Annotated in this window: 26 protein-coding genes, 1 tRNA gene and 1 pseudogene; 10 read left to right on the top strand and 18 right to left on the bottom strand. The window is 55.8% G+C overall.

All coding sequences use genetic code 11. From position 1 onward, the window contains the following. Positions 1 to 5: 5 nt before the first annotated feature. The 3 genes and pseudogenes from QE270_RS09030 to QE270_RS09020 form a co-directional block, all read right to left on the bottom strand. Positions 6 to 137 carry a hypothetical protein gene (locus QE270_RS09030; RefSeq protein WP_300038349.1) on the bottom strand — a complete coding sequence of 44 codons (132 nt, stop codon included), beginning with the start codon at positions 135 to 137 and terminating at the stop codon, positions 6 to 8. 63 nt (positions 138 to 200) lie between these two features. Further along, a pseudogene (locus QE270_RS09025) lies at positions 201 to 1,001 on the bottom strand (divalent metal cation transporter). 119 nt (positions 1,002 to 1,120) lie between these two features. Then, complete coding sequence (locus QE270_RS09020; RefSeq protein WP_300038346.1) at positions 1,121 to 2,644, bottom strand: fumarate hydratase; 1,524 nt, start codon at positions 2,642 to 2,644, stop codon at positions 1,121 to 1,123. Between the two features lie 702 nt (positions 2,645 to 3,346). Between QE270_RS09020 and QE270_RS09015 the strand changes: the two genes are divergently transcribed. From QE270_RS09015 to QE270_RS09005, 3 genes are all read left to right on the top strand, one after another. Then, entirely contained in the window at positions 3,347 to 5,281 is a 1,935-nt protein-coding gene (locus tag QE270_RS09015) for a ribonucleoside-diphosphate reductase subunit alpha (protein WP_300038343.1), read from the top strand. A 52-nt stretch (positions 5,282 to 5,333) separates the two neighbouring features. Then, positions 5,334 to 6,386, top strand: coding sequence for a ribonucleotide-diphosphate reductase subunit beta (locus QE270_RS09010; RefSeq protein WP_300038340.1), 1,053 nt, complete (start codon positions 5,334 to 5,336; stop codon positions 6,384 to 6,386). Between the two features lie 63 nt (positions 6,387 to 6,449). Further along, positions 6,450 to 6,650, top strand: coding sequence for an ion channel (locus tag QE270_RS09005; RefSeq protein WP_300038337.1), 201 nt, complete (start codon positions 6,450 to 6,452; stop codon positions 6,648 to 6,650). A 36-nt stretch (positions 6,651 to 6,686) separates the two neighbouring features. Here QE270_RS09005 and QE270_RS09000 read toward each other — a convergent pair whose 3' ends face one another. Next, positions 6,687 to 7,157: a thermonuclease family protein gene (locus tag QE270_RS09000; RefSeq protein WP_300038334.1), complete on the bottom strand. Its 471-nt coding sequence runs from the start codon at positions 7,155 to 7,157 to the stop codon at positions 6,687 to 6,689. 207 nt (positions 7,158 to 7,364) lie between these two features. Here QE270_RS09000 and QE270_RS08995 point away from each other — a divergent pair, with 207 nt between their 5' ends. Further along, entirely contained in the window at positions 7,365 to 7,694 is a 330-nt protein-coding gene (locus QE270_RS08995) for a DUF952 domain-containing protein (RefSeq protein ID WP_300038331.1), read from the top strand. A gap of 73 nt (positions 7,695 to 7,767) precedes the next feature. Here QE270_RS08995 and QE270_RS08990 read toward each other — a convergent pair whose 3' ends face one another. The 6 genes from QE270_RS08990 to QE270_RS08965 form a co-directional block, all read right to left on the bottom strand. Further along, positions 7,768 to 8,037, bottom strand: coding sequence for a hypothetical protein (locus tag QE270_RS08990; RefSeq protein WP_300038328.1), 270 nt, complete (start codon positions 8,035 to 8,037; stop codon positions 7,768 to 7,770). Positions 8,038 to 8,192: 155 nt separating this feature from the next. Beyond that, on the bottom strand, positions 8,193 to 8,897 hold the full coding sequence (locus QE270_RS08985) for an NRDE family protein (RefSeq protein WP_300038325.1): 705 nt from the start codon (positions 8,895 to 8,897) through the stop codon (positions 8,193 to 8,195). Further along, positions 8,888 to 9,454: a DUF159 family protein gene (locus tag QE270_RS08980; RefSeq protein ID WP_300038322.1), complete on the bottom strand. Its 567-nt coding sequence runs from the start codon at positions 9,452 to 9,454 to the stop codon at positions 8,888 to 8,890. Before QE270_RS08980 ends, QE270_RS08985 begins: the two co-directional genes overlap by 10 nt. A gap of 41 nt (positions 9,455 to 9,495) precedes the next feature. Beyond that, entirely contained in the window at positions 9,496 to 10,647 is a 1,152-nt protein-coding gene (locus QE270_RS08975; RefSeq protein WP_300038320.1) for an N-acetyltransferase, read from the bottom strand. 35 nt (positions 10,648 to 10,682) lie between these two features. After that, positions 10,683 to 11,771: an LPS export ABC transporter permease LptG gene (gene lptG, locus QE270_RS08970; protein WP_300038317.1), complete on the bottom strand. Its 1,089-nt coding sequence runs from the start codon at positions 11,769 to 11,771 to the stop codon at positions 10,683 to 10,685. Between the two features lie 3 nt (positions 11,772 to 11,774). Continuing rightward, positions 11,775 to 13,013 (bottom strand): LptF/LptG family permease, encoded by a 1,239-nt coding sequence (locus QE270_RS08965; protein ID WP_300038314.1) that lies wholly within the window; start codon positions 13,011 to 13,013, stop codon positions 11,775 to 11,777. Between the two features lie 126 nt (positions 13,014 to 13,139). Between QE270_RS08965 and QE270_RS08960 the strand changes: the two genes are divergently transcribed. From QE270_RS08960 to QE270_RS08950, 3 genes are read left to right on the top strand one after another with little or no spacing between them, the layout of a single operon-like run. Further along, positions 13,140 to 13,616, top strand: a complete 477-nt coding sequence (locus QE270_RS08960; protein ID WP_300038311.1) for a DUF2141 domain-containing protein — start codon at positions 13,140 to 13,142, stop codon at positions 13,614 to 13,616. A gap of 9 nt (positions 13,617 to 13,625) precedes the next feature. Continuing rightward, positions 13,626 to 14,597, top strand: coding sequence for a diacylglycerol kinase family protein (locus QE270_RS08955; RefSeq protein ID WP_300038308.1), 972 nt, complete (start codon positions 13,626 to 13,628; stop codon positions 14,595 to 14,597). 33 nt (positions 14,598 to 14,630) lie between these two features. Further along, positions 14,631 to 15,554, top strand: a complete 924-nt coding sequence (locus QE270_RS08950) for a hypothetical protein (RefSeq protein ID WP_300038305.1) — start codon at positions 14,631 to 14,633, stop codon at positions 15,552 to 15,554. Here QE270_RS08950 and QE270_RS08945 read toward each other — a convergent pair. The 8 genes from QE270_RS08945 to QE270_RS08910 form a co-directional block, all read right to left on the bottom strand. Beyond that, complete coding sequence (locus tag QE270_RS08945) at positions 15,551 to 16,204, bottom strand: YoaK family protein (protein WP_300038302.1); 654 nt, start codon at positions 16,202 to 16,204, stop codon at positions 15,551 to 15,553. The two genes, QE270_RS08950 and QE270_RS08945, sit on opposite strands and share 4 nt — an antisense overlap. 10 nt (positions 16,205 to 16,214) lie before the next feature. After that, positions 16,215 to 17,414 carry an aminotransferase class I/II-fold pyridoxal phosphate-dependent enzyme gene (locus QE270_RS08940; RefSeq protein ID WP_300038299.1) on the bottom strand — a complete coding sequence of 400 codons (1,200 nt, stop codon included), beginning with the start codon at positions 17,412 to 17,414 and terminating at the stop codon, positions 16,215 to 16,217. A 19-nt stretch (positions 17,415 to 17,433) separates the two neighbouring features. Continuing rightward, positions 17,434 to 17,679, bottom strand: coding sequence for an acyl carrier protein (locus QE270_RS08935; RefSeq protein WP_300038296.1), 246 nt, complete (start codon positions 17,677 to 17,679; stop codon positions 17,434 to 17,436). 90 nt (positions 17,680 to 17,769) lie between these two features. Continuing rightward, positions 17,770 to 18,678, bottom strand: coding sequence for an NAD(P)H-binding protein (locus tag QE270_RS08930; protein WP_300038293.1), 909 nt, complete (start codon positions 18,676 to 18,678; stop codon positions 17,770 to 17,772). Beyond that, positions 18,675 to 19,805, bottom strand: a complete 1,131-nt coding sequence (gene proB / locus QE270_RS08925) for a glutamate 5-kinase (RefSeq protein ID WP_300038291.1) — start codon at positions 19,803 to 19,805, stop codon at positions 18,675 to 18,677. Before proB ends, QE270_RS08930 begins: the two co-directional genes overlap by 4 nt. Next, entirely contained in the window at positions 19,790 to 20,842 is a 1,053-nt protein-coding gene (gene obgE, locus QE270_RS08920) for a GTPase ObgE (protein ID WP_300038288.1), read from the bottom strand. Before obgE ends, proB begins: the two co-directional genes overlap by 16 nt. A gap of 161 nt (positions 20,843 to 21,003) precedes the next feature. Further along, a tRNA-Ala gene (locus QE270_RS08915) sits at positions 21,004 to 21,079 on the bottom strand. Between the two features lie 73 nt (positions 21,080 to 21,152). Continuing rightward, the gene (locus QE270_RS08910) at positions 21,153 to 21,470 is read right to left on the bottom strand and encodes an FYDLN acid domain-containing protein (RefSeq protein ID WP_300038285.1); all 318 of its coding nucleotides are present in this window, start codon (positions 21,468 to 21,470) and stop codon (positions 21,153 to 21,155) included. A gap of 156 nt (positions 21,471 to 21,626) precedes the next feature. On the opposite strand from QE270_RS08910, the gene aroA reads away from it, so the two are divergent. The 3 genes from aroA to QE270_RS08895 are packed head-to-tail and all read left to right on the top strand — an operon-like array spanning position 21,627 to position 23,859. Further along, positions 21,627 to 22,961 (top strand): 3-phosphoshikimate 1-carboxyvinyltransferase, encoded by a 1,335-nt coding sequence (aroA, locus tag QE270_RS08905; protein WP_300038283.1) that lies wholly within the window; start codon positions 21,627 to 21,629, stop codon positions 22,959 to 22,961. Beyond that, positions 22,958 to 23,236 carry a hypothetical protein gene (locus QE270_RS08900; protein ID WP_300038280.1) on the top strand — a complete coding sequence of 93 codons (279 nt, stop codon included), beginning with the start codon at positions 22,958 to 22,960 and terminating at the stop codon, positions 23,234 to 23,236. Before aroA ends, QE270_RS08900 begins: the two co-directional genes overlap by 4 nt. Then, complete coding sequence (locus tag QE270_RS08895) at positions 23,233 to 23,859, top strand: d(CMP) kinase (protein WP_300038277.1); 627 nt, start codon at positions 23,233 to 23,235, stop codon at positions 23,857 to 23,859. Before QE270_RS08900 ends, QE270_RS08895 begins: the two co-directional genes overlap by 4 nt. Positions 23,860 to 24,170: the final 311 nt, after the last annotated feature.

Below are 24,170 nucleotides of genomic sequence, written 5' to 3'. Positions count from 1 at the left end.
CAAACTTACAGCGTGGCGAAAAATATGATCGTTGCGCCCGCCATCACGAGGGTTGCAAACCACCCGGTAATCGTCGCGCGCGGTCCTAATGTGAGGCGCCCCATCGCGCGCGGATTGCGGACAATAAGCATCATCATGACGGCAAGGACGCCGTTGACAACCGCAGCCCAGTAAAGCGAGCGAGCGGGGTCGATGCCTACCTATTGCAAGGATACGCCAAGCATCGTCGTCACGGCGATCGTTCCGTAAAACAATCGCGCCTTCCTCGGCTTTGCATCAAGGCTCGACGCTATTCCAAACATTTCGGTCACCGCGTAAGCCGCTGATCCGGCAAGCACTGGGACAGCAAGCAAGCCAGTGCCGATGATACCCAGAGCAAACAGCGCAAAGGTAAAATTGCCGGCAATTGGGCGCAATGCTTCCGCTGCCTGCGCCGACGTTTAAATGTCACGCACGCCATTGGCATGCAACGTCGCGGCGGTAGCAAAGACGATTGCCAGCGAGACAATCGAACTGAATGCCATACCCGTTAGCGTATCGATTCGAATGCGTTTCAGCTCCGGCCCTGCATCCTTTGGCGTGATGCACAATGGTTCGGCCTTATGCCTTTTCTGCTCCTCAATCTCCAGACTGACCTGCCAGAAAAACAGATAAGGGCTGATGGTTGTGCCCAAGATCGCGACGACAGCGGTTGCGTAAGCACCCGTATACTCGATCCGCGGAACCACCAGCGAGGTAAGTGCTTCTCCCCAAGGGACATGCGCCACAATCACAACAGCAACATAGGCAAAAAGCGATAAAGTCGCCCACTTAAGAACCGACGCATATCGCTCATAAGACAGCCAAGCCTCAACGATTACGCAGAAGGCGCCGAACAACAGCGTGTAAAGCCATAAGGGGCCGCCAATCAGCAAACCAACCGCCGCGCCCATGGCCGCCAGGTCAGCACCCAAATTAACGATGTTGGCAATCAGCAAAAGCCCAACCATCAGCGCTAGCAAAGGCAGGGGCCAAGGCGGGATAGGAAACTTTGGCGCTGTGGTGTATCCTTTGGCATGCCTAGCGATAACAGGCGCAGCAGAGACCAATGTCAACCAGCGACGCTTAAGACGCTTAGCCTCTAGGTCCCTTCTAACAATCCTTCATCCTTGATCCGCTTTTGCCAATAGGCCGGTGCCAATTGGTGGACGTTGTTGCCGTCGCTATCGACCGCGACTGTCACCGGGAAGTCCTGCACTTCAAATTCGTAAATCGCTTCCATGCCCAAGTCGGCAAAGCCAACCACTTTACTGCCTTTGATCGCACGTGCCACGAGATAGGCTGCACCACCAACTGCCATGAGATACGCGCTTTTGTGCTTGGCAATAGCTTGGGTTGCTGCCGGGCCGCGCTCGGCCTTACCGACGCATGCGAGCAGGCCTTGCTCAAGCATCATGTCCATGAACTTGTCCATGCGCGTGGCGGTTGTTGGCCCCGCTGGCCCTACGATTTCCTCACCCACCGGATCGACGGGTCCGACATAATAGATCATCCGACCTTTGAAGCTGACGGGCAGTTCCTCACCCTTAACCAGCATATCAGCGATCCGTTTGTGCGCTGCGTCGCGTCCGGTTAGCATCTTGCCGTTGAGCAATAGGCGGTCGCCTTGTTTCCAACCGGCAACAACGTCCGGCGACAGCGTATCAAGGTCAACCCGAATGGCGGCAGCATCCGGCGTCCAATCGACCTTAGGCCATTCGTCCAATTTCGGCGCCTCAAGATAGGCAGGGCCGGTGCCATCAAGTGTGAAATGCGCGTGGCGCGTGGCGGCACAGTTGGGAATCATCGCCACTGGCTTACCCGCGGCATGGCAGGGCGCATCCATGATCCTCACATCCAAGATGGTCGAAAGCCCGCCAAGTCCTTGCGCGCCAATGCCAAGCGCATTGACCTTGTCAAAAATCTCAATGCGCATGGCCTCAATGTCATTTTTCGGCCCGCGCGCCTTCAATGGCCCCATATCGATGGGCTCCATCAACGCTTGTTTTGCCAGCAACACGCAATGTTCGGCAGTGCCGCCAATGCCAATCCCCAACATGCCGGGCGGGCACCAGCCAGCGCCCATTTGCGGCAGCATCTCGACCACCCAATCGACGATGTTGTCCGAAGGGTTCATCATCTTGAACTTCGACTTATTCTCGCTGCCGCCACCTTTGGCCGCCACATCGACTGACTCCTTGGATCCGGGCACCAGATCAACATGCAAAACGCATGGCGTGTTGTCTTTGGTATTGCGGCGCGTGAAGGCAGGGTCAGCAAGCACCGAGGCGCGTAGTTTATTCTCAGGGTGCAAATACGCCCGCCGGACGCCTTCGTCGATGACGTCCTGTAATGAAGCGGAAGTATTCTCCAAACGGCAGTCCATGCCCCATTCTACGAAGACATTGACGATGCCAGTATCTTGGCAAAGGGGCCGATGCCCCTCGGCACACATTCGGCTGTTGGTCAGAATCTGCGCGATGGCGTCTTTGGCTGCTGGCGATTGCTCGGCCTCATAAGCGTCACCCAGCGCGCGGATATAATCCATGGGGTGGAAGTAACTGATGTATTGCAACGCGTCGGCGACGCTCTCGATCAAATCTGCATTGCGGATGATTACGGTCATATTGGCCCCTGCATTCTAGATACGCCAAGTCATTAACGTGCTGCTCCACCTATTCAAGCTCCATTCGGTAACGGACCGTCCAAGAACTATGCCGTCGCGCATATGGCTGATGGCTTTACCTTCTACCACAGGTCAGTTGGCCATGTGACAGCCAGATCGGGCGCCGCCGGATCGGGCGCCGCAAATCCTACCTTGCAAGCGCCAGAGGAGCATCGGATTAGGGGTGCCACGCATTATATTCATTTTGGTCGAAAAATATTTGCTTGTCGCGATTTTTCATCTTGCGCAGCCAATATTACTTAGAAGGTCCGCGCGTCGCTGCACGGCACATCGTCTTTGGCTGCGACGAACGGAATCACATTAGCGACGAGTTGAGGTCCTAATTTTCAATTTACCCTCTTGCGTCTCAAAATGAATAAGGCACTATAGGTAGCGGTTGGCAATAAGGGGCGTTACCACAATTTGTGCTTCAAGCTGCAGGATGCAATTCTGTTGGCGGGGGATTTTTTCCCGTCGATAAGCTGGGGACAAGTTAAAATACCCCCCCCCTTACTAAGGCCAAAGAATGCTAAGAGGGAGTTTCGCGCCCTGAGTCGAACAATATGGGAACATAGGTTTCCGTGAAGATACAGCAGGTCGCTGAATGCCGGGTAACCGGCAATCAGCTTGGGGTTGCCGCAATGAATGGAGCTACAGGTTAAAATGGATTTCAGGGACGCAGGCCAAGGGGCCGACGACATGACAGCAGGAATGATGACAGATGTGCTTGAAAAGGCAGCTCAGGCGGCGAAAGCGGAGATAGCTGAAACCAAGAAAGGTGCCTCCAGCAATACTGTTGACGCGCGCCGTTTTAATGTGGTCACCGATTCGTCGCGTGACGCGTTGCTGACCGAGTTTGGCAAGGACACGTTGCAGGACCGGTATTTGTTGCCAGGCGAGAGCTACCAAGACCTGTTTGCGCGCGTTGCATCGGCCTATTCCGATGACGAAGCGCACGCGCAGCGTCTGTATGATTATATCTCCCGTCTTTGGTTCATGCCGGCAACGCCTGTATTGTCGAACGGCGGAACGGGTCGTGGCCTGCCCATCAGCTGCTATTTGAATTCGGTCGACGACAGCCTTGAAGGCATCGTCAACACATGGAATGAAAATGTCTGGCTTGCGTCGCGCGGCGGCGGCATCGGCACCTATTGGGGCAATGTCCGTGGCATTGGTGAGCCCGTTGGCCTGAACGGCAAGACGAGCGGCATCATTCCTTTCGTCCGCGTGATGGACAGCCTGACACTTGCGATTTCGCAAGGCTCGCTGCGTCGCGGCTCGGCGGCATGCTATCTCGACGTCAGCCACCCAGAAATCGAAGAGTTCCTCGAAATCCGCAAGCCATCGGGCGACTTCAACCGTAAGGCGTTGAACCTGCACCATGGCGTCCTGCTTTCCGACGAGTTTATGGAAGCGGTGCGCGCTGGCGAAGAATTCAACCTGCGCAGCCCAAAGACGGGCGAAGTGCGCAGCACGGTCGATGCACGGTCCTTGTTCCAGAAGCTTGTCGAAACCCGTCTTGCAACAGGCGAGCCATATATCATCTTCAGCGACACCGTGAACAACGCGATGCCAAAGCATCACCGTGATCTCGGCCTTAAAGTATCGACTTCGAACCTGTGTTCGGAAATCACCTTACCCACTGGTCGCGACCATTTGGGTAATGACCGGACAGCCGTTTGCTGCCTGTCGTCGCTCAACCTGGAAACATGGGACGAGTGGAAGGACGACAAGGTCTTCATCGAAGACGTGATGCGCATGCTCGACAATGTGCTGCAGGACTTCATTGATCGCGCGCCTGATGAAATGTCGCGTGCAAAATATTCTGCGGGTCGTGAACGCTCAATTGGCCTTGGCGTCATGGGCTATCACAGCTTCCTGCAGTCACGCGGCGTTGGTTTTGAAAGCGCGCTCGCCAAATCGTGGAATATGAAGTTCTTCAAGCATATCCGAGCGCAAGTCGACGAGGCATCGATGATGCTCGCCAACGAACGCGGTGCCTGCCCCGATGCCGAAGAAATGGGCGTCATGGAGCGGTTCTCGTGCAAGATGGCCATCGCGCCAACGGCATCGATTTCGATCATCTGCGGCGGCACAAGCGCTTGTATTGAACCAATCCCGGCCAATATCTACACGCACAAGACCTTGTCAGGCAGCTTCATCGTCAAGAACCCGTATCTGGAAAAACTGCTTCAGGGAAAGTCGAAGGATTCGACCAATGTCTGGAACAGCATCCTTGAAAAGGGCGGAAGCGTGCAGCATCTCGATTTCCTCACACCCGAGGAAAAGGACACGTTCAAAACTAGCTTTGAAATTGACCAGCGTTGGTTGATTGAGCTCGCCGCTGACCGCACGCCTTATATCGACCAGGCAACGTCGCTGAACCTCTACATTCCCGCCGATGTGGAAAAATGGGACCTTCTCATGCTGCACTTCCGCGCATGGGAATTGGGCGTAAAATCGCTATATTATCTGCGTTCGAAATCGATCCAACGCGCTGGTTTTGCCGGCGGTGTTGAAGCAGATAATACCGCCGAAGCCCCGGTCATCGAGCTTGCGGCGCAAACCGATTATGAAGAGTGTTTGGCCTGCCAATAAGGCACCCAGATAACACTTCGAAGTTATAAAATTTAGGTCCAAGGAGACAGATATGTCATTGTTAGAAGCACGCAATAGCTACAAGCCCTTTGAATATCCATGGGCTTATGACTTCTGGAAACGCCAGCAGCAGATCCATTGGTTGCCCGAAGAAGTACCCTTGGGCGAAGATTGCCGCGATTGGGCACAGAAGCTCTCGGATCACGAGCGCAACCTGCTCACGCAGATTTTCCGCTTCTTCACACAAGCCGATATCGAGGTGCAGAATTGCTACCACGAAAATTACGGCCGCGTGTTCAAGCCGACGGAAGTCAAGATGATGCTAACCGCGTTTTCCAACATGGAAACCGTCCACGTCGCCGCGTACAGCCACTTGCTCGACACCATCGGCATGCCCGAATCCGAATATTCGGCGTTTCTCGAATATGAAGAAATGGCGGCCAAGGTCGATTATATCCACCAGTTCGGCGTCGACAGCGACGAAGACATTGCCCGCACGCTCGCCATGTTCGGCGGCTTTACCGAAGGGTTGCAATTGTTCGCTTCGTTCGCGATGCTGATGAACTTCCCGCGCTTCAACAAGATGAAGGGCATGGGGCAAATCGTATCCTGGTCGGTCCGCGATGAAAGCTTGCACTGCGAAGGCATTACCAAGCTGTTCCACGCATTCTGCGCCGAGCGTGGCTGCCTCACCAAATCGGTGAAGGAAGACATTATCGATTGCTGTCAGAAGGTCGTCCGTCTGGAAGATAACTTCATCGACCTCGCGTTCGAAATGGGCCCAGTTCCCGGCATGACTGCAAAGGAAATCAAACGCTACATCCGCTACATCGCCGATTGGCGCTTGGGTCAGCTTGGTTTTCAGCCAATCTATATGGTCGAAGACCACCCGCTGCCATGGCTCGCACCATTGCTGAATGGTGTCGAGCACGCCAACTTCTTCGAAACCCGCGCTACTGAATATAGCAAGGCGTCGACTCGCGGCGAATGGGGCCAAGTATGGAGCAGCTTCGACAACCGCAAAAAGAAAGACGTCAGCGAAATCATCGCCGCGGAAAATGACGGCATGGACATGTTTGAACAAGCTGGGGTTGCTGCGGAGTAAGCAATCTCTCCGTGTAATTTCGGTCTAATTGATTAAATGTGCACCTAACTGTGGTTATCCATGGTGGCGGGCTGGCTCTACGCTTTTCTATATGAAGGCCTTGGCGCGGTCGCGGATCTTGAGACCGCTATGTATTTTTCGACGATAAGTTATGCCGGTATTGGCTTTGACGACCGCTATATCATGCCCGAATGGCGCCTTGTCGCGGCGATTGAGGAGATTAATGGCTTGCTGCTGCTCGGGTGGTCGACCGCCTTTTTTTGACCATTGTCGCGCGGCTCGGGCGGCGATGGGCGCTTGTCAGCACCAGCCGCGCCGACCGCCTTTATAATATCGGGCAAGCCCTTCTTCGACCAATAGTTCGCCGAGGCTTTTCCCACCGCGCGCAATGACCCGCAATTTTCGGCCATAGCGATCTTCATCGCGGTTGATGCTTTGCAGCGTGAAGGGACCAGCATTTACCAGCTGAAGCATCCGCCGCGTAGCCGCTGCGCCCAGTTTTGCCTCCGCTGCGCATTTAGGTTGATGGGTTTCGGGCGTATCAATATCGGCAATGCGGATCTTAGTTCCGCGATACCAAATCGTGTCGCCATCCACGACGCAGTTGGTGCCACCGCCGCTGTGGCACATGCCAAAGGACGCAGTTTCGGTGTCGGCGGCACTTGCGGCGAAGGCAGCGACGCCGCCAATCGGGGCTGTGCCAGATACTGTCCAGACACCCCCAAAAATGGCAACAGACAGCATCAACGTAAGCGAGAGAAACCGAGTCATAGTGCACTGGACCTTTGCGCGTGACCACCGACCGACCGAGCTGGATGCCACGTAAAAGCGGGCACCTTAACTTGATGCTCGGGTGGCGTCGCCGCACGATACCATGATTTACATACATGGCTCAACCGGTGTTAAAGTCACGGTGCTTTAGGTCTGATGTGGACCTAAGCGCTTGCCACCAAGGTTTGAATTGGACATGACTGCCCGATGCACGATAGTAAGCACCCGCGCACCGCATTTAAAATACTGACCGCCGCGCAATGGGCGCAGTTTGAAGCGGACGGACTGTTTAAGGGCGCACCCGTGGACCTTGCCGACGGCTATATCCATTTATCGACACAGGATCAGGTGCAGGGCACGCTGGAAAAGCATTTTGCGGGGCAGGACGGTTTAGTGATCGCTGAAGTCGATCTCGCTCCATTGCAGTCCCTGATCAAATGGGTGGTGTCCCGCGGGGGCGCGTTGTTTCCGCACATTTATGGTGACTTGCCGATGACTGCAATCATTGGGTATGTGCCGCAGATCAAAACGGGATAGCATGAACCGCGCCATTAAGGGCCCATCCATTTGTGTGGATGTCGCATCAACGCCTCAGGAAAGCCGGTTCGCGTCAGTAATTATTCCGGGGTCGGTTGCCGCGGCTGTCGACGTCGTCGGGTTCCCGCGCTACCTCTCCTAATGTTTCTGGTTCGTCATCATCGTTACGCTCACCGCGATAGGCGTCCATGTCGATCCGTCCGCTGCGGTCCATCTGGTTCATATGGTCAACGACGTCCTGTGCGTCATCGGGGTCGATCTGTGCCGGGTTGCTTGGCCCGCCGTGCCTGCTTTCATGGGCAGAGGCGCGATCAGTAATGCCACGAATGGCATCGTCGGGCACTGTCTGCGCCTGCGCGGCTTCATCGTCTTATTCGCTGTTGAAGGTTTCAGGCGCGGCGCCGATGGGGCGGCTATTGTCTGTCTGGGTCAAAGGCACATCCTTTCCTGTTAGGAAGGTACAAACGCCATTGAGGAACTGCTGTTCCCTCCGAACGTTCAGCCGTGCCAGTGAAAGGCTATATCGCTTTCGCCCGTGCATGTGCCGGTGATGTCGAAACGCCGTTCCAGTATATGTCCTGCCCCATCCTGATCCACCGCCAATATTGTGCTGCACCGCGTGCCATAAACTGTATTGCGGATGAAAATGGGGTGCGCGTTTTCAGGCAGGTCATGGGCATCTGCGAGATCGCCAAATAGTACCGCCGGATCGTCCGCTGCGCCATCGAGCCATATCTGGAGCGCGTGGTTTAATCGCTCTTTGCGCGGCCACTTTTCCCCTTTAACGGCATTAGAAAGGCCGTGGATCCCGTCACCCAACGATATTTTAAGATCCAATGGACGGTTCGACAGATATTGCAGACCGTCTTGATCGCCAATCAACAGGTTAAACGGGTTGAACGTAGCCAACGTCACCGGCACATCGCCGCTGGTCAGCCAGTCCGTAACCAAGGCACCGCGCGACGCTTTCTGTGGATCCGGGCCTTCGGGGTCTCGCACATTGGTCACAACGCCAAAGCGCCCATTGCGGCTTACGCCCATCCATGTGCCTTGGGATGAGATGTCGCGTCCCGCAATAATGGCAGGGGCATCGCCCCATGCTGCCAAGGGTGCGGCGTCGCGGGCATGATATTCGTCGCGGTTACCCGCAACCACCAAACGCCAACGCGGATGCGCATTCCAAGCGACCGAGACTACGCACATGGGGCGCGCCCTGCGATACGTGGCTCCAGCAGTTTCGACGCATCCTTCCAATCCGCCGACAGCCAAGCCTGTTGCTGCGGCCCTTTGAGAATAAGCGGCGTGCTGCGTTTTCCCTGCTCTGCCGCGTCATCAACGCTTATGATCGCAAAGACGGGCATGTGCGTCAGGTCACGCCAAATCCCTGCCATGGCGAACAAGGGCGGAGCTTCGATATCGCGGCGCTCCGGCTTTCGCTTGGCCGTTGGAATAATCGCCGTTGCCGGCACAAGGCAGCGCAATTCAACATGCCGCAAATTGCCAATCCAGAAAGGGCTTTCCACATTGCGGACGGTCGGCACCCATTGCACCTCCCCATTTGGCTTTAGGCTGTTAGGGGCGGGATAGCCCCAGACCATTGGCCGAATGACACGCTGCGATGTTCTGGCGGACCGCACGATAACTGGTGCAAACTCTCCAGGCCTCAAGTCGCCGCCGCCCCAAGGAGCAGGACCATGCGCTGCATCAAAGGCCTCCGCAATCGCCCCAGACGGCGCATCCAGGCGATAGGCGCGGGTCATACCAATCCGCTAAAGACCGCAGTTTCGAGCGCAACGGCTGATCACAATTGCTTTTCGTAAATACGATATACCTTATTAATCTTGCCATTAATGGCTTCGCCGACGGAATTCATCGGACCATTATCGTCGAGCACCCAACCAAATTCGCCGCGCGTTGCGCCAAAGTCGGCCGTCGATGAATCGCGGATCAGCGATACCAGCATGAAGGCCAGCTGGCTCGCCATTCTGGTCGATTGTAGCTTCTTGACCACGCCCATTAACGGCACACGCATTGTCCGGACCTTCGGCGCGCGGAGCCACCAAAGCAGTTTCGCCCAGTTAAACGGGAACAACGACCCGCCGAAGGTGCCCGTCTTCTCGTTAATATCGGGCCATGTCATCATGAAGGCCACAGGTTCCCCATCGACTTCCGCAATGCGTATCAGATCGTTGAAAACGATGGGTTTCAGTTGCTTTCCAGTATGGGCGACCTCGGCATCTGTGATCGGCACAAAACCCCAATTGCCGCTCCATGCGTCGTTCAAGATAGACAGAATGATCGCGGCTTCGGCATCGAAATTTTTCTTGTTCACCTTGCGAATGACAATGCGTTCGTTCCGTTCGCCCGACGCGACGATGCGTTGCACCAAAGGTGGAAAGGGCACGTCGATCGGGATTTGGTAAGTATAGAGGTCTTTGACACCCGCATAACCGGCCGCCTCAATCCACGCGCCATAAGCCGGGTTGTGATAGCCCATGAGTATAGTGGGTGGGTGATCATGGCCGTCAATCAGCAGCCCTGGTTCCTCCCAGATCGACAGGCTCAATGGCCCCAGTGAACGGACCATTTTCTTGTCGTGCAGCCACGCCTCTGCCGCAGCGATTAACGGCCCCGCAACGTCAGAATCTTCCGCTTCAAAAAAGCCCCAATTGCCAACGCCCGGCCCCATGCCTTGTTCTGGCGGCTGTTTCAGCGCGAGATGGTCCATATGTGCGGAGATGCGGCCAACGATACGGCCAGCGCGCTCGGCAAGGTAAAGCTGCGCCTCACCATGGCCAAACCAAGGGTTTTTTCCCGGTGTGATAGTTGCCATCACATCGCTTTTTAGCGGCGGTACCCAATTGGGATCGCCCGCATACAAGCGAAAAGGCAGATCAACAAATGTCTTTTTATCGGCCATCGTCACAACTGGGCGAATATTAATCTGTGTCATTCTGTATCCCTGAAACTCTATGCAGCGCGCGGTCCTTATTCTTCGGTACGAACCAAAACGGTTTCGCCTATCAAGAAGAATAACAAGAACGGACCCCATGCCGCAATCCAGGGCGGGTACGCGCCCAGATTCCCCATTGCGAGGGCGAAATTATCAGCGACAAAGTAGGTAAAGCCCAATGCCATACCGATAACGGCCCTCAGGAAAAGTGCGCCCGAACGGGCAAGGCCAAAGGCCGCAACCGCGCCAAGCAAAGGCATCAACAGCGTCGACAACGGTCCCGAAAGCTTATGCCACAAAATGCCTTCCAGATTGTCTGTATGGCGACCAGCGGCTTTTAAATCGTCAATCGCGCGCATCAGCGGCAGGAAGGCCAAGCTGTCGCCATCCACTTTGACATAGTTAAATCGGTCAGGCGTAATGCCCCTGCCGATTATCAAATTGCCCGGCTTGGTTTCTGTAGTCGTGGCAACATCAAACGAGTTTGCGTTTTCCAGTTGCCATGCGTCGCCAGTATAGCGCGCCTGCGTCGCAGTCACGACTTGCCGTAATCCGCCATTTGCGCGCAGATAAATACGAACATTTTCAAGCACAGTGTCATCGCCTGATCCAACCACATTGCCCGCTTTGATAAGATCATTGCCCTCGCGCACCCACACATTATTTCGCGCGTCACTATTGGGCGCAACCGCGCCATATTCTGCCGCTTGCCAAACCTTCAGGCGGGCCGTGTTTGGCGCGACTACAGCATCGTTGAAGACAAAAGAAATAAGCGCAACGCCAAGGCTTGCGACAAACATCGGCGCTAATATCTGATGCGCCGATAGGCCGGCTGCTTTCATGGCAACGACTTCGCTGTTCTGGCTTAGCCCGGCAAATGCAATCAACGTTCCGAGCAAGGCAGAAAATGGCAAAAATCGGGCAATGATTTGTGGCGCGCGCATCGAAATATACTGCAGAACATCGCCTTGGTCATTTCCGGGAACGGCCAATATCTTGCCGCTTTCGCCCAGCAAATCCAGCGTCATCAGTATAAGGACAAGCATCGTAAGCACGGCGAAACTGCGGATGATAAACAACTTGGCCATGTACATGGTGATGTTGCGCGAAGGGAAGAAATGCATCCGTTATGGCTCCGCCTGAGGCGCTGGCATGCCTAAGGTTGCCAACCGAGATTTGCGGCCAAAGCGGAATAAGCGCTTTAACCATTTTCCGGCCTTCGACGCGAACACTTCAAGTGCACCGATAGGCTGCCCACCCGGCACATGCGCGATCACATGATACATCCATAGGATGAGGCCAGCAAATAACAGGAAGGGCACCCATAAAGCAAAGAACGGGTCAACGACGCCCATGCCGCCGACGCTTTCGGCATATTCGTTGATCTTGTGATAGGTTACCACCATCACAATCGACAAAAACACCCCAAGTGCCGAGGTTGACCGCTTTGGCGGAATGGCCAGTGCAAGCGCCAAAAACGGCAGCAACAGCATCATTGCGACCTCGACAAGGCGGAAATGGAAATTGGCCCAGGCCTGATTACGTTCCGACGCAGGTTTTTGCGCATCGCCACCGATGTGCACCAACTCGGTAATCAAATATTCGCGGTCTTTGCCGCCGCGATTCCGAAAATTCTCAATCTGTGGCAGCGGGATCGGCACGTCATGGCTGGTAAAGCTTAACAAGCGCGGCGATTTGTAGCTCGGCGCATCGTGGACAAGCGTCCCTTTTTGCAAACGTAATAATATTGTGTCGGGATCGTCCGTGCGCAAAAACTGCCCTTTTTCAGCCGTCACTGCGATAGTTTGACCATTGTTGCTTTGTGCGAAGACAAACATACCCGACAATTCATTGCCATTATTTTTGCTCTCATCGATACGCACGGTCAGATTTTTGCCAACATTGTTGAACTCACCCACCCGCACCTTTGCACCAAAGGCGCCTGATCGAAGTTCAAAGCGCAGTTCTTCATAAAGGTAGCGCGCGCTTGGCTGCAAGAATCCCACAATGGTAAAGTTAACAGCGGCAAGTGCAATGGCCAACAGGAACGGAACGCGCAGAAGCCGGAAATAACTCATGCCAACGGCGCGGAAAATGTCGAGTTCTGAGGACGTTGCTAGGCCTCGGAAGGCCAATAAGATACCAAGCAACAAGCCAATAGGGATACCCAGTGACAGATATTCAGGTATCAGGTTGGCGAGCATGCGCCATACGACGCTGACAGGTCCGCCCTCTGCCGCGACAAAGTCGAAAAGGTTCAGCATCTTTTCCAGCAACAGCAAAGATGCCGCAATTGCCAGCGTGGCAAGCAACGGTAACATCACGCGCCGGAAGATATAACGGTCAGTGGCAGTGATAAATTTCAACTTATGGTCGCCCTGTCACCCTAATTTGGCCGCAAACTACTCCGATAGACGCTTCCAGGTTCAGGGGCAACATCGATGCTGTACCGAAAACAGGGATATCGGACATAAAATTCCAGGAGTTTCAATATGAAGAAATATGTCGCCCTTTTGGCTGTGGTTGGTTTGGTGCTGGTTTCAGGCACGGCAACCGCGAGCCAAGAATTGACCAACGACCTTTCGCGATGCGCACCTGGCAATGGTCCTGCGGTGCTGGTTTCCGTGCGCGGCATAAAAGTACCGAGCGGCAACATCAGGGTCCAATCCTATCCCGCAAGCCCAGACGCATGGTTGGCCAAGGGCCGTTGGCTGCACCGCGTTGAAAGCCGCGCAAGCGCAGGCGGCATGGATATTTGCATTCCCGTGCCGTCCGAAGGCAAATACGGCATAGCCGTCCGGCATGATCTCAACGGTAACGGAAAAACCGACATCACCCAAGACGGCGGCGGATTTTCGAACAATCCAAGCATAAGCATTCTGAATTTGGGTAAGCCATCGGTGCACAAAGTTGCTTTTGCAGCAGGGCCTGGCGTCACCCGGATCACCGTCAATCTGAAATATATGTAAGGACGATATTTGGCTTTAGTGGCGCTCCTTTCGAACCCCAATTCAACTGGCAACAGGTCACTGTTGCCGGCGGTTCGAACCTATTGCGCCAAGAACTCGGATATCTTCCATTACGAAGTCGAAGAAATGGGCCAGATTGCCAAAGCGCTGGAAATGATTGCCCGGGTGAAGCCAAAGGTGCTTGTCATCAATGGCGGCGACGGCACTGTTCAATCTGCGCTGACCGAGCTTTACCATGGCGGCCATTTTGAAGGCACGCCGCCGCCGGTTGCGGTGTTGCCAAACGGCAAGACAAACCTGATTGCGCTAGATTTGGGTGTAGAGGGCGATCCGCTTGAAGCGCTCGCACGGATCATGGAAGTCGCAAAGGGCGACCTGTCCGAACATATTGTCGTGCGCGAACTTATCGCACTGAGCGACGGCAGCGAGGACGCACGTCCGGTTCTTGGAATGTTTCTTGGCGGCGCGGGTCTTGCCGAAACAATCCTATATTGTCGGCATAAAATCTATCCCTTGGGGCTGCCCAACGGGCTAAGCCATTTTTTGACCGCAATTGCCGTGATTTTCTCAACCTTTGTCGGGGTCAAGGCGAGCTTTCTGCCCGAACGGTCCAAGCCGGTGAGCATCTCATTCATCCGCAACGGAGAATTGCAGGGCACTTTTGCGGTGCTGATTGTGACGACGCTCGAAAAATTGCTGCTTGGCGGGCAAGCCGGAAACAGCAAGCAGCGTGGGCTGATGAAGTTTTTGGCGGTTGACCAAGCCCCAATGGCCATGCTGAAAATGATGGCGGCGTCGCTGCGTGGTAAATTGGGACAGACAGCGATGACAGGCGTGCATTTCCAACAAGGTGATGTCATTCGTATCGATAGTGAACAAAGTAGTGTTGTTCTGGATGGCGAAGTGTTTGAGGCCTATTTGGGCAGCCCCATTGTTCTTCGGTCCACGCCGCCTGTACCGTTCCTCAAACTTGCCGCTTAACAAGCTGCGGTGAACAGGGCTAAACCCCCCGACATGCATTCGCTTACGCAACTTGTGGCTGAAGAGCTGGCTGTTCCAGCGCAAGCGGGTGTCTGCGACTTTGCCGCGCAGATTGCCGCGCAATATGGCGATGCGGCGCGCGCTGTCTTATTCTATGGTTCTTGCTTGCGATCCGAACAATTGCAGGGCGAAATGCTCGATTTCTATCTCATCGTTTCGGACTATCAGGCCGCTTATGGTAAGACGTGGCTTGCGACTTGGAACCGCCGTTTACCGCCCAATGTTTTCCCGTTTCAGCATGATGAGCTAATCGCCAAAGTCGCGGTGTTGAGCGAGAGAGACTTCCACGATCTTAACCGGCCCGCCGCGTCTGCTGTATCGGTGTGGGCGCGCTTTGCACAGCCGTCACGCCTGGTTTGGTGTGCCGACGCAGCTGCCCGGGTATCCGCAGTTAATGCTATCTGCGGCGCGGCCCCGACGTTGTTGAACGCGGCGCTGGCGTTTGTTGAACGCGAGGTTGATGTGCTTGATTTATGGCAATCCGGGTTTCAGATGACCTATAGCGCCGAGTTGCGCGCCGAACGTAAAGACCGGCCATCGTCGGTGATCGCGTTTGACCCCGAACGCTACGAACGCATCGGGGCTGCCGCCTTGCATCATACGCAGATCGCCAACGCACTGCGCGGCGGCAAAATTGTGCTGCTGCCTGATGTCGATGGCAGAATTGCTCTCGAGAAAAACCGATGGCCAGGCCTGCGTCGGCGCGGCAAGCTGTTGACCATTGCACGGCTTGGCAAGGCCGCGTTCACCTATGCTGGCGGGATCGATTATCTGGCGTGGAAGATAAACCGCCATGCAGGCACGCACATCCATATTCGGCCATGGCAGCGCAAATGGCCCTTAGTCGCCGCTTTGTTTCTGGTGCCGAAGCTTTTGGCGAGAGGCGCGGTGCGCTAGGGCATGATGCGTTTGCCCTGTGCCAACAGCAGCAGCGCAAAGACCCCGGCATAGCCGGCAGGCAACCACAGGCTATCAAGCCCGAAAAAACCGAACAGCAGCGCGCCGATAGCAGCGCCACTGACAAGTCCAATCCATAGCAAAAGATAGGGCACCCACGCAAACCGCGCGCCGCCGCTCATCAATGTCGCAAGCCCCTGACCAATCTTAACCAACGCGCCCGTCATATAAGTGAGCCCGAAAGAGACCGAACCCTCGCGTTCAAAAAGCGTGTTTTCCAAACCCATGCAAAATGCCGCGAGGCAAAGGCCAAAGAGCAGAAATTCGAAGCTTGCGATTACAGGCGCGGCAAACAGCAATATGGATATGATGATGAGGATATATGCCTGCCGCCGCGACGGCGAGAGCATATTCTTGCGGCCAATAAGCGACCCTGCAACCACGCCACCGATAAAGCTTAACAACAACAGCGACACCATGCCGACATAGGGCGCGCCTTCGACCACACCGACGCTAAAGCGCGTGGAATTGCCGCTCATAAAAGACAGGAAAAACCCGCCGCTAGCCAAAAAGCCGATGGCGTCGACCATGCCCGCCATGGCCGCGAAACTTACGGCCAATATCCGGGCATTCCGGTCAAGCTTGGTCATAGGCCAGCCGTCAGATAATCCCTACGGCTTTGCCCGCGCGTTCGAAGCGGTCGAGAATGTCAGCGACCTGTTCGCTGCTATGTTCGGCGCATAATGAACACCGCAGCAAGGTCATGCCCGCTGGTGTCGCTGGTGGCCGCGCCAAGTTCACATATAGCCCGTTTTCAAGCAACGCCGCCCACATGGCCGCGCCCTTTTCCAGATCGGGCATGATCACGGCAATGATCGCGCTTTGCGCATTGGGTGTGCCCAATTGGAAGCCCAAATCGCGCAGGCCCTGATGCAGGCTCTTCGAATTCTCCCACAAATGCCCGCGCTTATTGCTATTGTGCATCAGCTTGCGGATGCTCGCGGCGGAACATGCGACGACCGAAGGTGGAAGCGAGGCGGTGAACACATAAGGGCGGCACACGAGCCGCATGATTTCGAACTTCGGGTGGTTTGACACACAGAAACCGCCAACCGTGCCGACAGATTTGGAGAATGTGCCGATGATGAAATCAACATCGTCCAACACGCCTTGCTCTTCGGCAACACCCCGGCCATTTTCGCCAATGAAACCCATCGAGTGCGCTTCATCGACCAAGATCATCGCGCCCGCTTCTTTCGAAACGCGGATCATCTCCTTCAAAGGAGCAACATCGCCAAGCATCGAATAGACGCCCTCAAGCACCACCAACTTGCCTGCATCGGCGGGCAAACGCTTAAGGCGCTTCTCAAGCGCTTCCACGTCATTATGGCGGAAGGCAACGATTTCGGCATCGCCCATTTTGCAGCCATCATAGATCGACGCATGGCTGTCGATATCGAGGATGATGTAATCGCCCTTGCCCGCGATCGTGCTGATAATGCCTAAATTGGCCTGATAGCCCGTCGAAAAGACCATCGCATGGTCCATTCCGTAAAATTCCTTCAACGCGTCTTCGCATTCCTTGTGGCCCTGAAACGTACCATTCAGAACGCGGCTGCCCGTGGTGCCCGCGCCAAATTCGTCCAAAGCTTTCTTGCCTGCCGCGATGACATCATCATCAAAGGTCATGCCCATATAATTATAGGTGCCAAGCAGGATCGTTTCCTTGCCATTGACGACGGCAACGGTTGGGGACTTCACCTCTTCCATCACAAGGCTGAACGGGTCCTTCACACCAGTGGCGAGCAGACCTTCGCGCTGGGCGATTAAAGCGTCAAATTTTGAAAATAAGTCAGTCATTACCGTCTCTCGTAAAAAATTAGGCAGCGGTTAGCTTGGTCACGGCATCGACCAACTGGCCGACATTTTCGATCTCTGCCTGCAAATTCATGCTGATGATGATGTCGAAGCTGTCTTCGACTTCCGCGACAAAGTCCATGACGGTCAGGCTGTCCCATTCAAGGTCGCCAGCAAAGGTTGTTGTCTCACTGACATCAACGCCTTTTTTGTTAAATGGCGCAATCAAGCCCTTCAGGCGATCAAACATTTCGCTTCGGTCAGTCATTCGTAAATCCTCGAAATAGGTTGCGACTATTGCGCTATATCGTGGCGCTATGGCAAGGGAATAAGGCGGCAAAAGGGCAAGGCCAAGGCGCTACATCCACCCTTGCTTGCGATACCATGTTACTGTGTCCTGAAGCCCCTTTGGTGTGGCCATTTCCGGCTTCCAAAGTTCGGGCGCTGGCGCGGCGTCCGGGTCAATGGTCCAGTCGGGATGCGCAAGATAATTGGCGCGATCCGGCGTCAACTTTGCCTTTGGTCCCCGAATAGCCCGATCGGCCCATCCCGCAATATTTAGAAGAAAGCGCGGCGCGTGCACTGTTGTGATTTTGCGTCCGACTGCCGCGCCAATGGCCTTGGCAAAAGCTTCATGGCTCCACCCGCCCACCATAGAGTCATCAGCCTCAAAAACCCGCTTCGATACATCAGAAGCCGACAGCAATGTCACAAGCAAACGCGCCAAATCATCGACATGGATGACGGAGACGCGTCCGCGTGGCGGCAACAAGGCCCAGCCTTTAGCAGCAATACGAAACATGTCGAACATTTCGGTGTCACCGGGGCCGTAGACTCCCGGCGGACGGATGACGGTCCAGTCGAGTTTGGAGCAGCGCACCAAATATTCTGCTTTCGCTTTACTGGCACCGTATATCGACAAGGCAGGGTGGCGGGCGGCGAGTGAGGAAACATGGACGAAGCGACCGATGCTTGCCGATGCTGCTGCAGCGAGCATAAGTTTCGTACCCGTCACATTACCGCTTTCAAAACCTGCCGCATCGGGCGCGTTTACGACGCCTGCGACATGTAAGACGGCATCGGCCCCTTTGCATAATTCGATGAGGCTGGCGGCATCATCCAGGCGCCCATGTACCCAAGTTACCCCGGCTTTCTTGGGCTGGTCGCGCCGCGTCAACGCGCGCACATGCCAACCAGCGGCAAGCAGTCGGTCAAGCGTTATCCGCCCGACAAAGCCCGTCGCGCCCGTCAGCGCAACTGTCTTCACAGAAGAACCAGTTGATCGCGGTGGACAAGAACGGAGCGCGGCACAGTCCCCAATATGGACGCTAACTCGCTTGACCGATGTCCGCAAATCCGTGCGGCATCGACCGCGTCATATTCCGAAAGTCCACGCGCAATGGCAATATCGTCATCGGCGCTAATGTCTATGACATCGCCGCGCTTAAACTCGCCCTCAACCGACAAGGCGCCGGCGGGCAGCAAGCTGCTGCCGTTTTTCAACGCCTTAACCGCACCATGATCTATGCGGATGCGGCCCTTGACCGTTAGCCGCCCGCTGAGCCAGCTTTTGCGAGCCTTGGCCCCTTCACGCGGGACGAAGAAGGTCGCTGCGCCACCTTGCTCCAATGCCAAAAGCGGGTGGTCGCGCAGGCCCGATGCGATGACAAGGCCAATCCCTGCGCGCGTTGCAATGTCGGCGGCATCAAGCTTGGACGCCATCCCGCCCGACCCCATGCCAGAGGAGGAACCTTCGGCCACCATCACCCGCACGCGGCCATCAATCTTCTCGACGGTTGGCAGCAACATAGCGTCGGGCAAATGTGGCGCGCGGTCGAACAGGCCATCGACGTCGGACAGCAACACCACGCCAGCGGCACCCGCTGCTTGCGCAACACGGGCGGCCAAACGGTCGTTATCGCCAAAACGAATTTCTTCGGTGGCCACGCTGTCATTTTCGTTGATTACAGGCACCGCGCCTGCCCCCAACAGGCGGTCCAACGTAGCGGCGATGTTCAAATAGCGGCGGCGGTCTTCAAGATCATCAAGCGTGACCAATATCTGTGCTGCGGCCAAGGACTGCGCTTCCAACAAATCAGCCCAGATGCCAGACAGCACAATTTGCCCCACAGACGCAGCTGCCTGCGCATCGGCAAGGCTGGCGCGGCCACCCTTGTCAAAGCCCAAGCGGCGGGCACCCAGCGCAATCGCGCCGGACGTCACAATGATGATCCGTTGCCCCGCCTTATGCCGTGCGCTGATATCGGCGACGAGCGTTTGCAGCCATTCCTGCCGCAATTTGCCGTCGGGCTGCACCAACAGCGACGATCCGACTTTCACCACCAATAAGGGGCAAGATAGTGGCAGGAAGGCAGCGTTCAGATTGGCGACCATGTCCCGTCCTCGGAAATGCCGTCGGCTTTCGCGCCTTCGATGCCGCTTTTGGCAGGCAGCGCCTCCAAAATCCGGTCGAGTACAAGATCAACGCCTTGGCCCGTTGCGCCCGAAATCGCGATAACATCTTTCGCGCCAGCGGCATGAAGCTGCTGTGCGATATCGGCCATCAATTCCGGATCCAGCAAATCGCCCTTATTGAGCGCAACAATTTGCGGCTTTTCATCAAGTGCTGCGCCATATTCACTCAATTCTGCACACACGACATGCCACGCATCAACGGGGTCATCCTGCGTCGCGTCAATCAAGTGAATGAGAATGCGGCAGCGTTCGATATGCCCCAAGAAACGGTCGCCAATGCCAACACCTTCCGCGGCGCCGGCAATAAGCCCGGGAATATCGGCAAGCACGAACTCGCGCGATTTATGGTCCACGACACCCAATTGCGGACGCGTGGTCGTGAACGGATAATCGCCGACCTTCGCTTTGGTATTCGACACTTGGTTGATGAATGTCGATTTGCCCGCGTTCGGCATACCGACAAGACCGGCATCGGCCAGCAGTTTCAGCCGCAACCAAACATACATTTCTTCGCCAGGCCAGCCTGGGCCATGTTCACGCGGAGCCCGGTTTGTCGAGCTTTTATACGAAGCATTACCGCGACCGCCATCACCGCCGCGCAGGAACACAACGCGCTGCCCTACCGCGGTAAGGTCAAACAAAAGCGTGCGCTCCTCATCATCGGCAAGCACCTGCGTTCCAACTGGAACCTGAATGACGAGTTCGTCGCCATATGCGCCATGGCGGTCTCGGCCCATGCCTTGAATACCGCGCATGGCTTTGAAATGCTGTGCATAGCGAAAGTCGATAAGCGTGTTCAGGCCGGCCACAGCTTCAAAAATGACATCACCACCCTTGCCGCCATTGCCGCCATCAGGGCCGCCATATTGAACATATTTCTCGCGCCGAAAGCTGACAGCCCCGGGGCCACCTGCGCCAGAACGGACAAAAATCTTAGCTTGGTCAAGAAAATGCATAATTGGCCTTTAGGGGAGAATGCCGGTTTTGGCCAGTGTCGGGTTAGCTACCCAATATCGTCACCCTGAAATCGGTTCAGGGTCCATCGTGCATCTCAACCCTACGGTCGAAGCTTGCAAATGGATGCTGAAACAAGTTCAGCATGACGTGTGTCGAAGGTTGGTGGAGCCTAGGGGAGTCGAACCCCTGACCTCTACACTGCCAGTGTAGCGCTCTACCAGCTGAGCTAAGGCCCCATATAGCCGCCCAGAAGCGGCCTTGGTGAGGAGCGCCACTAGCGGGCGCTCCTATATATATCAAGCGCGAAGATTAGATGTCGTCAGGTTCGCCTTCGGTGCCGGCAACGCCAAGATCTTCGTCACCACCCAAGTCAACATCATTGTCTGGCGAAACGTCGCCGTCGACAGCATCGACGTCAATGTCGAGATCGTCATCGGCCAGATCACAGTCGTCTTTTTTCTTTTCGACTTCTTCAAACGGCATTGGCTGCTTCGATTTCAGAACTGGCTCTGGCGTCCACTGGTTGCCGCATTCGATGCATTCAACCGGCTCATCCTTGGTCAGATCATAAAAACGAACGCCACATTTCGGGCAAGTGCGCTTGGTTCCCCATTCAGACTTGATCATGGCGGCCTTAAATCCTTTTTAAACTGGCTTGGAAAGGCAATCCACGTCTGTGAATCACCGTCAATTGGCGCGGCCTTTGCCACAGCGACGCGCCGCTGTCAAAAATTACTGTGGTCGTTGACTTGATCGCGCATCATCCGCAAAGCGAAAAACATCATGTACAGTGCGCAATCTCGTTCCGGCAGTTTCCAGCCAAGCGGCCCGTTACGCGGCACGCTTAAGGTTCCTGGCGACAAATCCATCTCACATCGCGCTCTTATGTTGAGCGCACTTGCAGTGGGGACAAGCAATATCTCTGGCTTGCTTGAGGGCGAAGACGTTTTGGCCACTGCCGCCGCCATGCGGGCAATGGGCGCACATATTGAACGGAACGGCGAAGGCAGTTGGACAGTGCACGGCGTTGGCGTCGGTGGCCTCATGCAGCCTTCTGGTGCGCTGGACATGGGTAACAGCGGCACCTCCACGCGGTTATTGATGGGGCTGGTCGCCAGCCACCGGCTAACCGCGACGTTCATTGGCGATGCAAGCCTGTCCAAACGCCCCATGGGCCGCGTGATTGATCCGCTTAGCCAAATGGGCGCCGAGTTTTCGGCGAGCCCCGGCGGGATGCTGCCGCTGATGGTGCGAGGACTGGTGCCCGCCATACCGATTAGCTACCGCCTGCCGGTGGCCTCTGCGCAAGTCAAAAGCGCCGTCTTGCTGGCGGGGTTAAACATTGCGGGCATCACCGAAGTCATCGAGCCAGTGCCCACCCGCGACCATAGCGAACGGATGTTGCGCGGTTTTGGTGCAGATTTAACGGTCGATGTCGGTGCAGATGGCGTGCGCCATATTCGGTTGATGGGTGAGGCAGAGCTGAAGCCGCAGCAAATTGAGGTTCCCGGCGACCCTTCGTCAGCCGCGTTCTTCGTGGTCGCCGCTTTGATTACGCCAGGCAGCGAAGTGACCGTTACCCATGTCGGCATGAACCCGACCCGCACCGGCATGTATAAGATGCTACGGGCGATGGGCGCTGACCTTACCTATTCCAACGAACGCGAAGTCGGCGGCGAGCCAGTGGCCGACATCACCGCGCGGCACTCGGTTTTGCGCGGCATCAACGTGCCGCCCGACGTTGCGCCAAGCATGATTGATGAATTTCCGGTATTCTTCGTCGCCGCTAGTATGGCACAAGGCCGGACGACGACGAGCGGGCTGGACGAACTGCGCGTCAAAGAATCCGACCGCCTTGCGCTCATGGCGACTGGCCTCAGAGCCATTGGTGCGCAGGTTGAAGAGCGTGAAGATGGGCTCATCATAGAAGGCAGCGGCGGCGAACCCTTAGAAGGCAGCGCGACCGTGACAAGTGCACTGGACCACCGCATCGCGATGAGTTTCGCGGTGGCAGGGCAGAATTGCTATCACGCGGTCACCGTTGACGACGTATCGCCTATCGCGACTAGTTTTCCGACATTTGAAGACATTCTAAAAAATCTGCAGGCGCAGCATTGACCGAATATCTGTCGCTCTTCGCCGCGGATCTTGTCGGCTTCGCTGGCAGCTTTTTCATCGTGGCAGCTTTCACCTATAGCAACCTCACGAAGCAGATGAACGCCTTGTGGTTCAATGCGGCAAACTTCCTTGGCGTGGCGTTGCTAACCATATCGTTGACGGTAAATTTCAATCTTCCGACGATGGTTTTGGAAGTCGTCTGGATGGCAATTGCGCTTTTTGGCATTATTAAGGCGCTGATGACGCGCCCTGCTGACGCAGACGCAGCGAAATGATTATCGCCGTTGACGGGCCAACTGCCTCGGGCAAAGGCACTTTGGCAAAGGCATTGGCGGCGCATTTCGGGTTGCCGTTTTTGGACACGGGCCTGCTCTACCGCGCGGTAGGCAGGCACGTCCAATTGCGTAAGGGCAACCCCGACGATCCGGCGGACGCTTTGGCTGGATGTGGCTTTCCCGAAAGCATTCTTGATGATCCGGTTCTGCGGAACGAGGAGGTTGGCGGCCTTGCAAGCCGTGTGTCCATCCACCCCGACGTGCGTGCCGCACTTAACAAGCGGCAGGTGGATTTCGCCAATCAACCCGGCGGGGCATTGCTTGACGGCCGCGATATCGGCACGGTCATTGCGCCGCATGCTGCGGTAAAGCTGTTCGTTACCGCCCCTGCAGAGATCCGCGCACGGCGACGCCACGATGAAATGCAACGGCAGGGCATCAATGTCCCGTTTGCGGATATCCTCGCCGACATCCGTGCCCGCGACGAACGCGATATGGGCCGCTTGGATGCCCCATTAAAACCCGCCGAAGACGCGCTATTGCTTGATACCGGCGATTTGACTATAGGCGACGCCGTTCAAGCTGCGATATCTTTGGTGGAGTCGAAACTCCGTCAGAAGTAAGTGGCGGGGCGTTTCGCAGGAAAGCTGCGTCATGCTGAACTTGGTTCGGCATCTTACTATGGCATTGGCCTTCATCAGTAAGACCCTGAAGCACGTTCAGGGTGACAGGCACGTTTCTTCGTTACCCTCTTAAAACGAACGCTTTGCTGCTATTCGGGCGTCAAGGCAACTCTGGTCAAAGACCGTCGGAACCAACCGGCTGGCCGGACAAAAAGTACGTAAGGAAACTCTAACCTATGGCAACTTCGCCAAACCCGACCCGCGACGATTTCGCGGCACTTCTCGACGAATCACTTGGTGGCGCAGACGGT

The sequence above is a fragment of the Sphingorhabdus sp. genome (assembly GCF_029865925.1).
In the GTDB taxonomy this organism is placed as follows: Bacteria; Pseudomonadota; Alphaproteobacteria; order Sphingomonadales; family Sphingomonadaceae; genus Sphingorhabdus_B.
Note: the sequence above shows the minus strand (reverse complement) of the source record. Positions and strands in the feature narration are given on the sequence as shown.

Bases quoted from the DNA above. Each gene is read 5' to 3' on its own strand.
- QE270_RS09030 (WP_300038349.1), bottom strand. From the start codon at position 137: ATGATGATGCTTATTGTCCGCAATCCGCGCGCGATGGGGCGCCTCACA.
- QE270_RS09020 (WP_300038346.1), bottom strand. From the start codon at position 2,644: ATGACCGTAATCATCCGCAATGCAGATTTGATCGAGAGCGTCGCCGAC.
- QE270_RS09015 (WP_300038343.1), top strand. From the start codon at position 3,347: ATGGATTTCAGGGACGCAGGCCAAGGGGCCGACGACATGACAGCAGGA.
- QE270_RS09010 (WP_300038340.1), top strand. From the start codon at position 5,334: ATGTCATTGTTAGAAGCACGCAATAGCTACAAGCCCTTTGAATATCCA.
- QE270_RS09000 (WP_300038334.1), bottom strand. From the start codon at position 7,157: ATGACTCGGTTTCTCTCGCTTACGTTGATGCTGTCTGTTGCCATTTTT.
- QE270_RS08995 (WP_300038331.1), top strand. From the start codon at position 7,365: ATGCACGATAGTAAGCACCCGCGCACCGCATTTAAAATACTGACCGCC.
- QE270_RS08985 (WP_300038325.1), bottom strand. From the start codon at position 8,897: ATGTGCGTAGTCTCGGTCGCTTGGAATGCGCATCCGCGTTGGCGTTTG.
- QE270_RS08980 (WP_300038322.1), bottom strand. From the start codon at position 9,454: ATGACCCGCGCCTATCGCCTGGATGCGCCGTCTGGGGCGATTGCGGAG.
- QE270_RS08975 (WP_300038320.1), bottom strand. From the start codon at position 10,647: ATGACACAGATTAATATTCGCCCAGTTGTGACGATGGCCGATAAAAAG.
- lptG (WP_300038317.1), bottom strand. From the start codon at position 11,771: ATGCATTTCTTCCCTTCGCGCAACATCACCATGTACATGGCCAAGTTG.
- QE270_RS08960 (WP_300038311.1), top strand. From the start codon at position 13,140: ATGAAGAAATATGTCGCCCTTTTGGCTGTGGTTGGTTTGGTGCTGGTT.
- QE270_RS08950 (WP_300038305.1), top strand. From the start codon at position 14,631: ATGCATTCGCTTACGCAACTTGTGGCTGAAGAGCTGGCTGTTCCAGCG.
- QE270_RS08945 (WP_300038302.1), bottom strand. From the start codon at position 16,204: ATGACCAAGCTTGACCGGAATGCCCGGATATTGGCCGTAAGTTTCGCG.
- QE270_RS08940 (WP_300038299.1), bottom strand. From the start codon at position 17,414: ATGACTGACTTATTTTCAAAATTTGACGCTTTAATCGCCCAGCGCGAA.
- QE270_RS08935 (WP_300038296.1), bottom strand. From the start codon at position 17,679: ATGACTGACCGAAGCGAAATGTTTGATCGCCTGAAGGGCTTGATTGCG.
- proB (WP_300038291.1), bottom strand. From the start codon at position 19,805: ATGGTCGCCAATCTGAACGCTGCCTTCCTGCCACTATCTTGCCCCTTA.
- obgE (WP_300038288.1), bottom strand. From the start codon at position 20,842: ATGCATTTTCTTGACCAAGCTAAGATTTTTGTCCGTTCTGGCGCAGGT.
- QE270_RS08910 (WP_300038285.1), bottom strand. From the start codon at position 21,470: ATGATCAAGTCTGAATGGGGAACCAAGCGCACTTGCCCGAAATGTGGC.
- aroA (WP_300038283.1), top strand. From the start codon at position 21,627: ATGTACAGTGCGCAATCTCGTTCCGGCAGTTTCCAGCCAAGCGGCCCG.
- QE270_RS08895 (WP_300038277.1), top strand. From the start codon at position 23,233: ATGATTATCGCCGTTGACGGGCCAACTGCCTCGGGCAAAGGCACTTTG.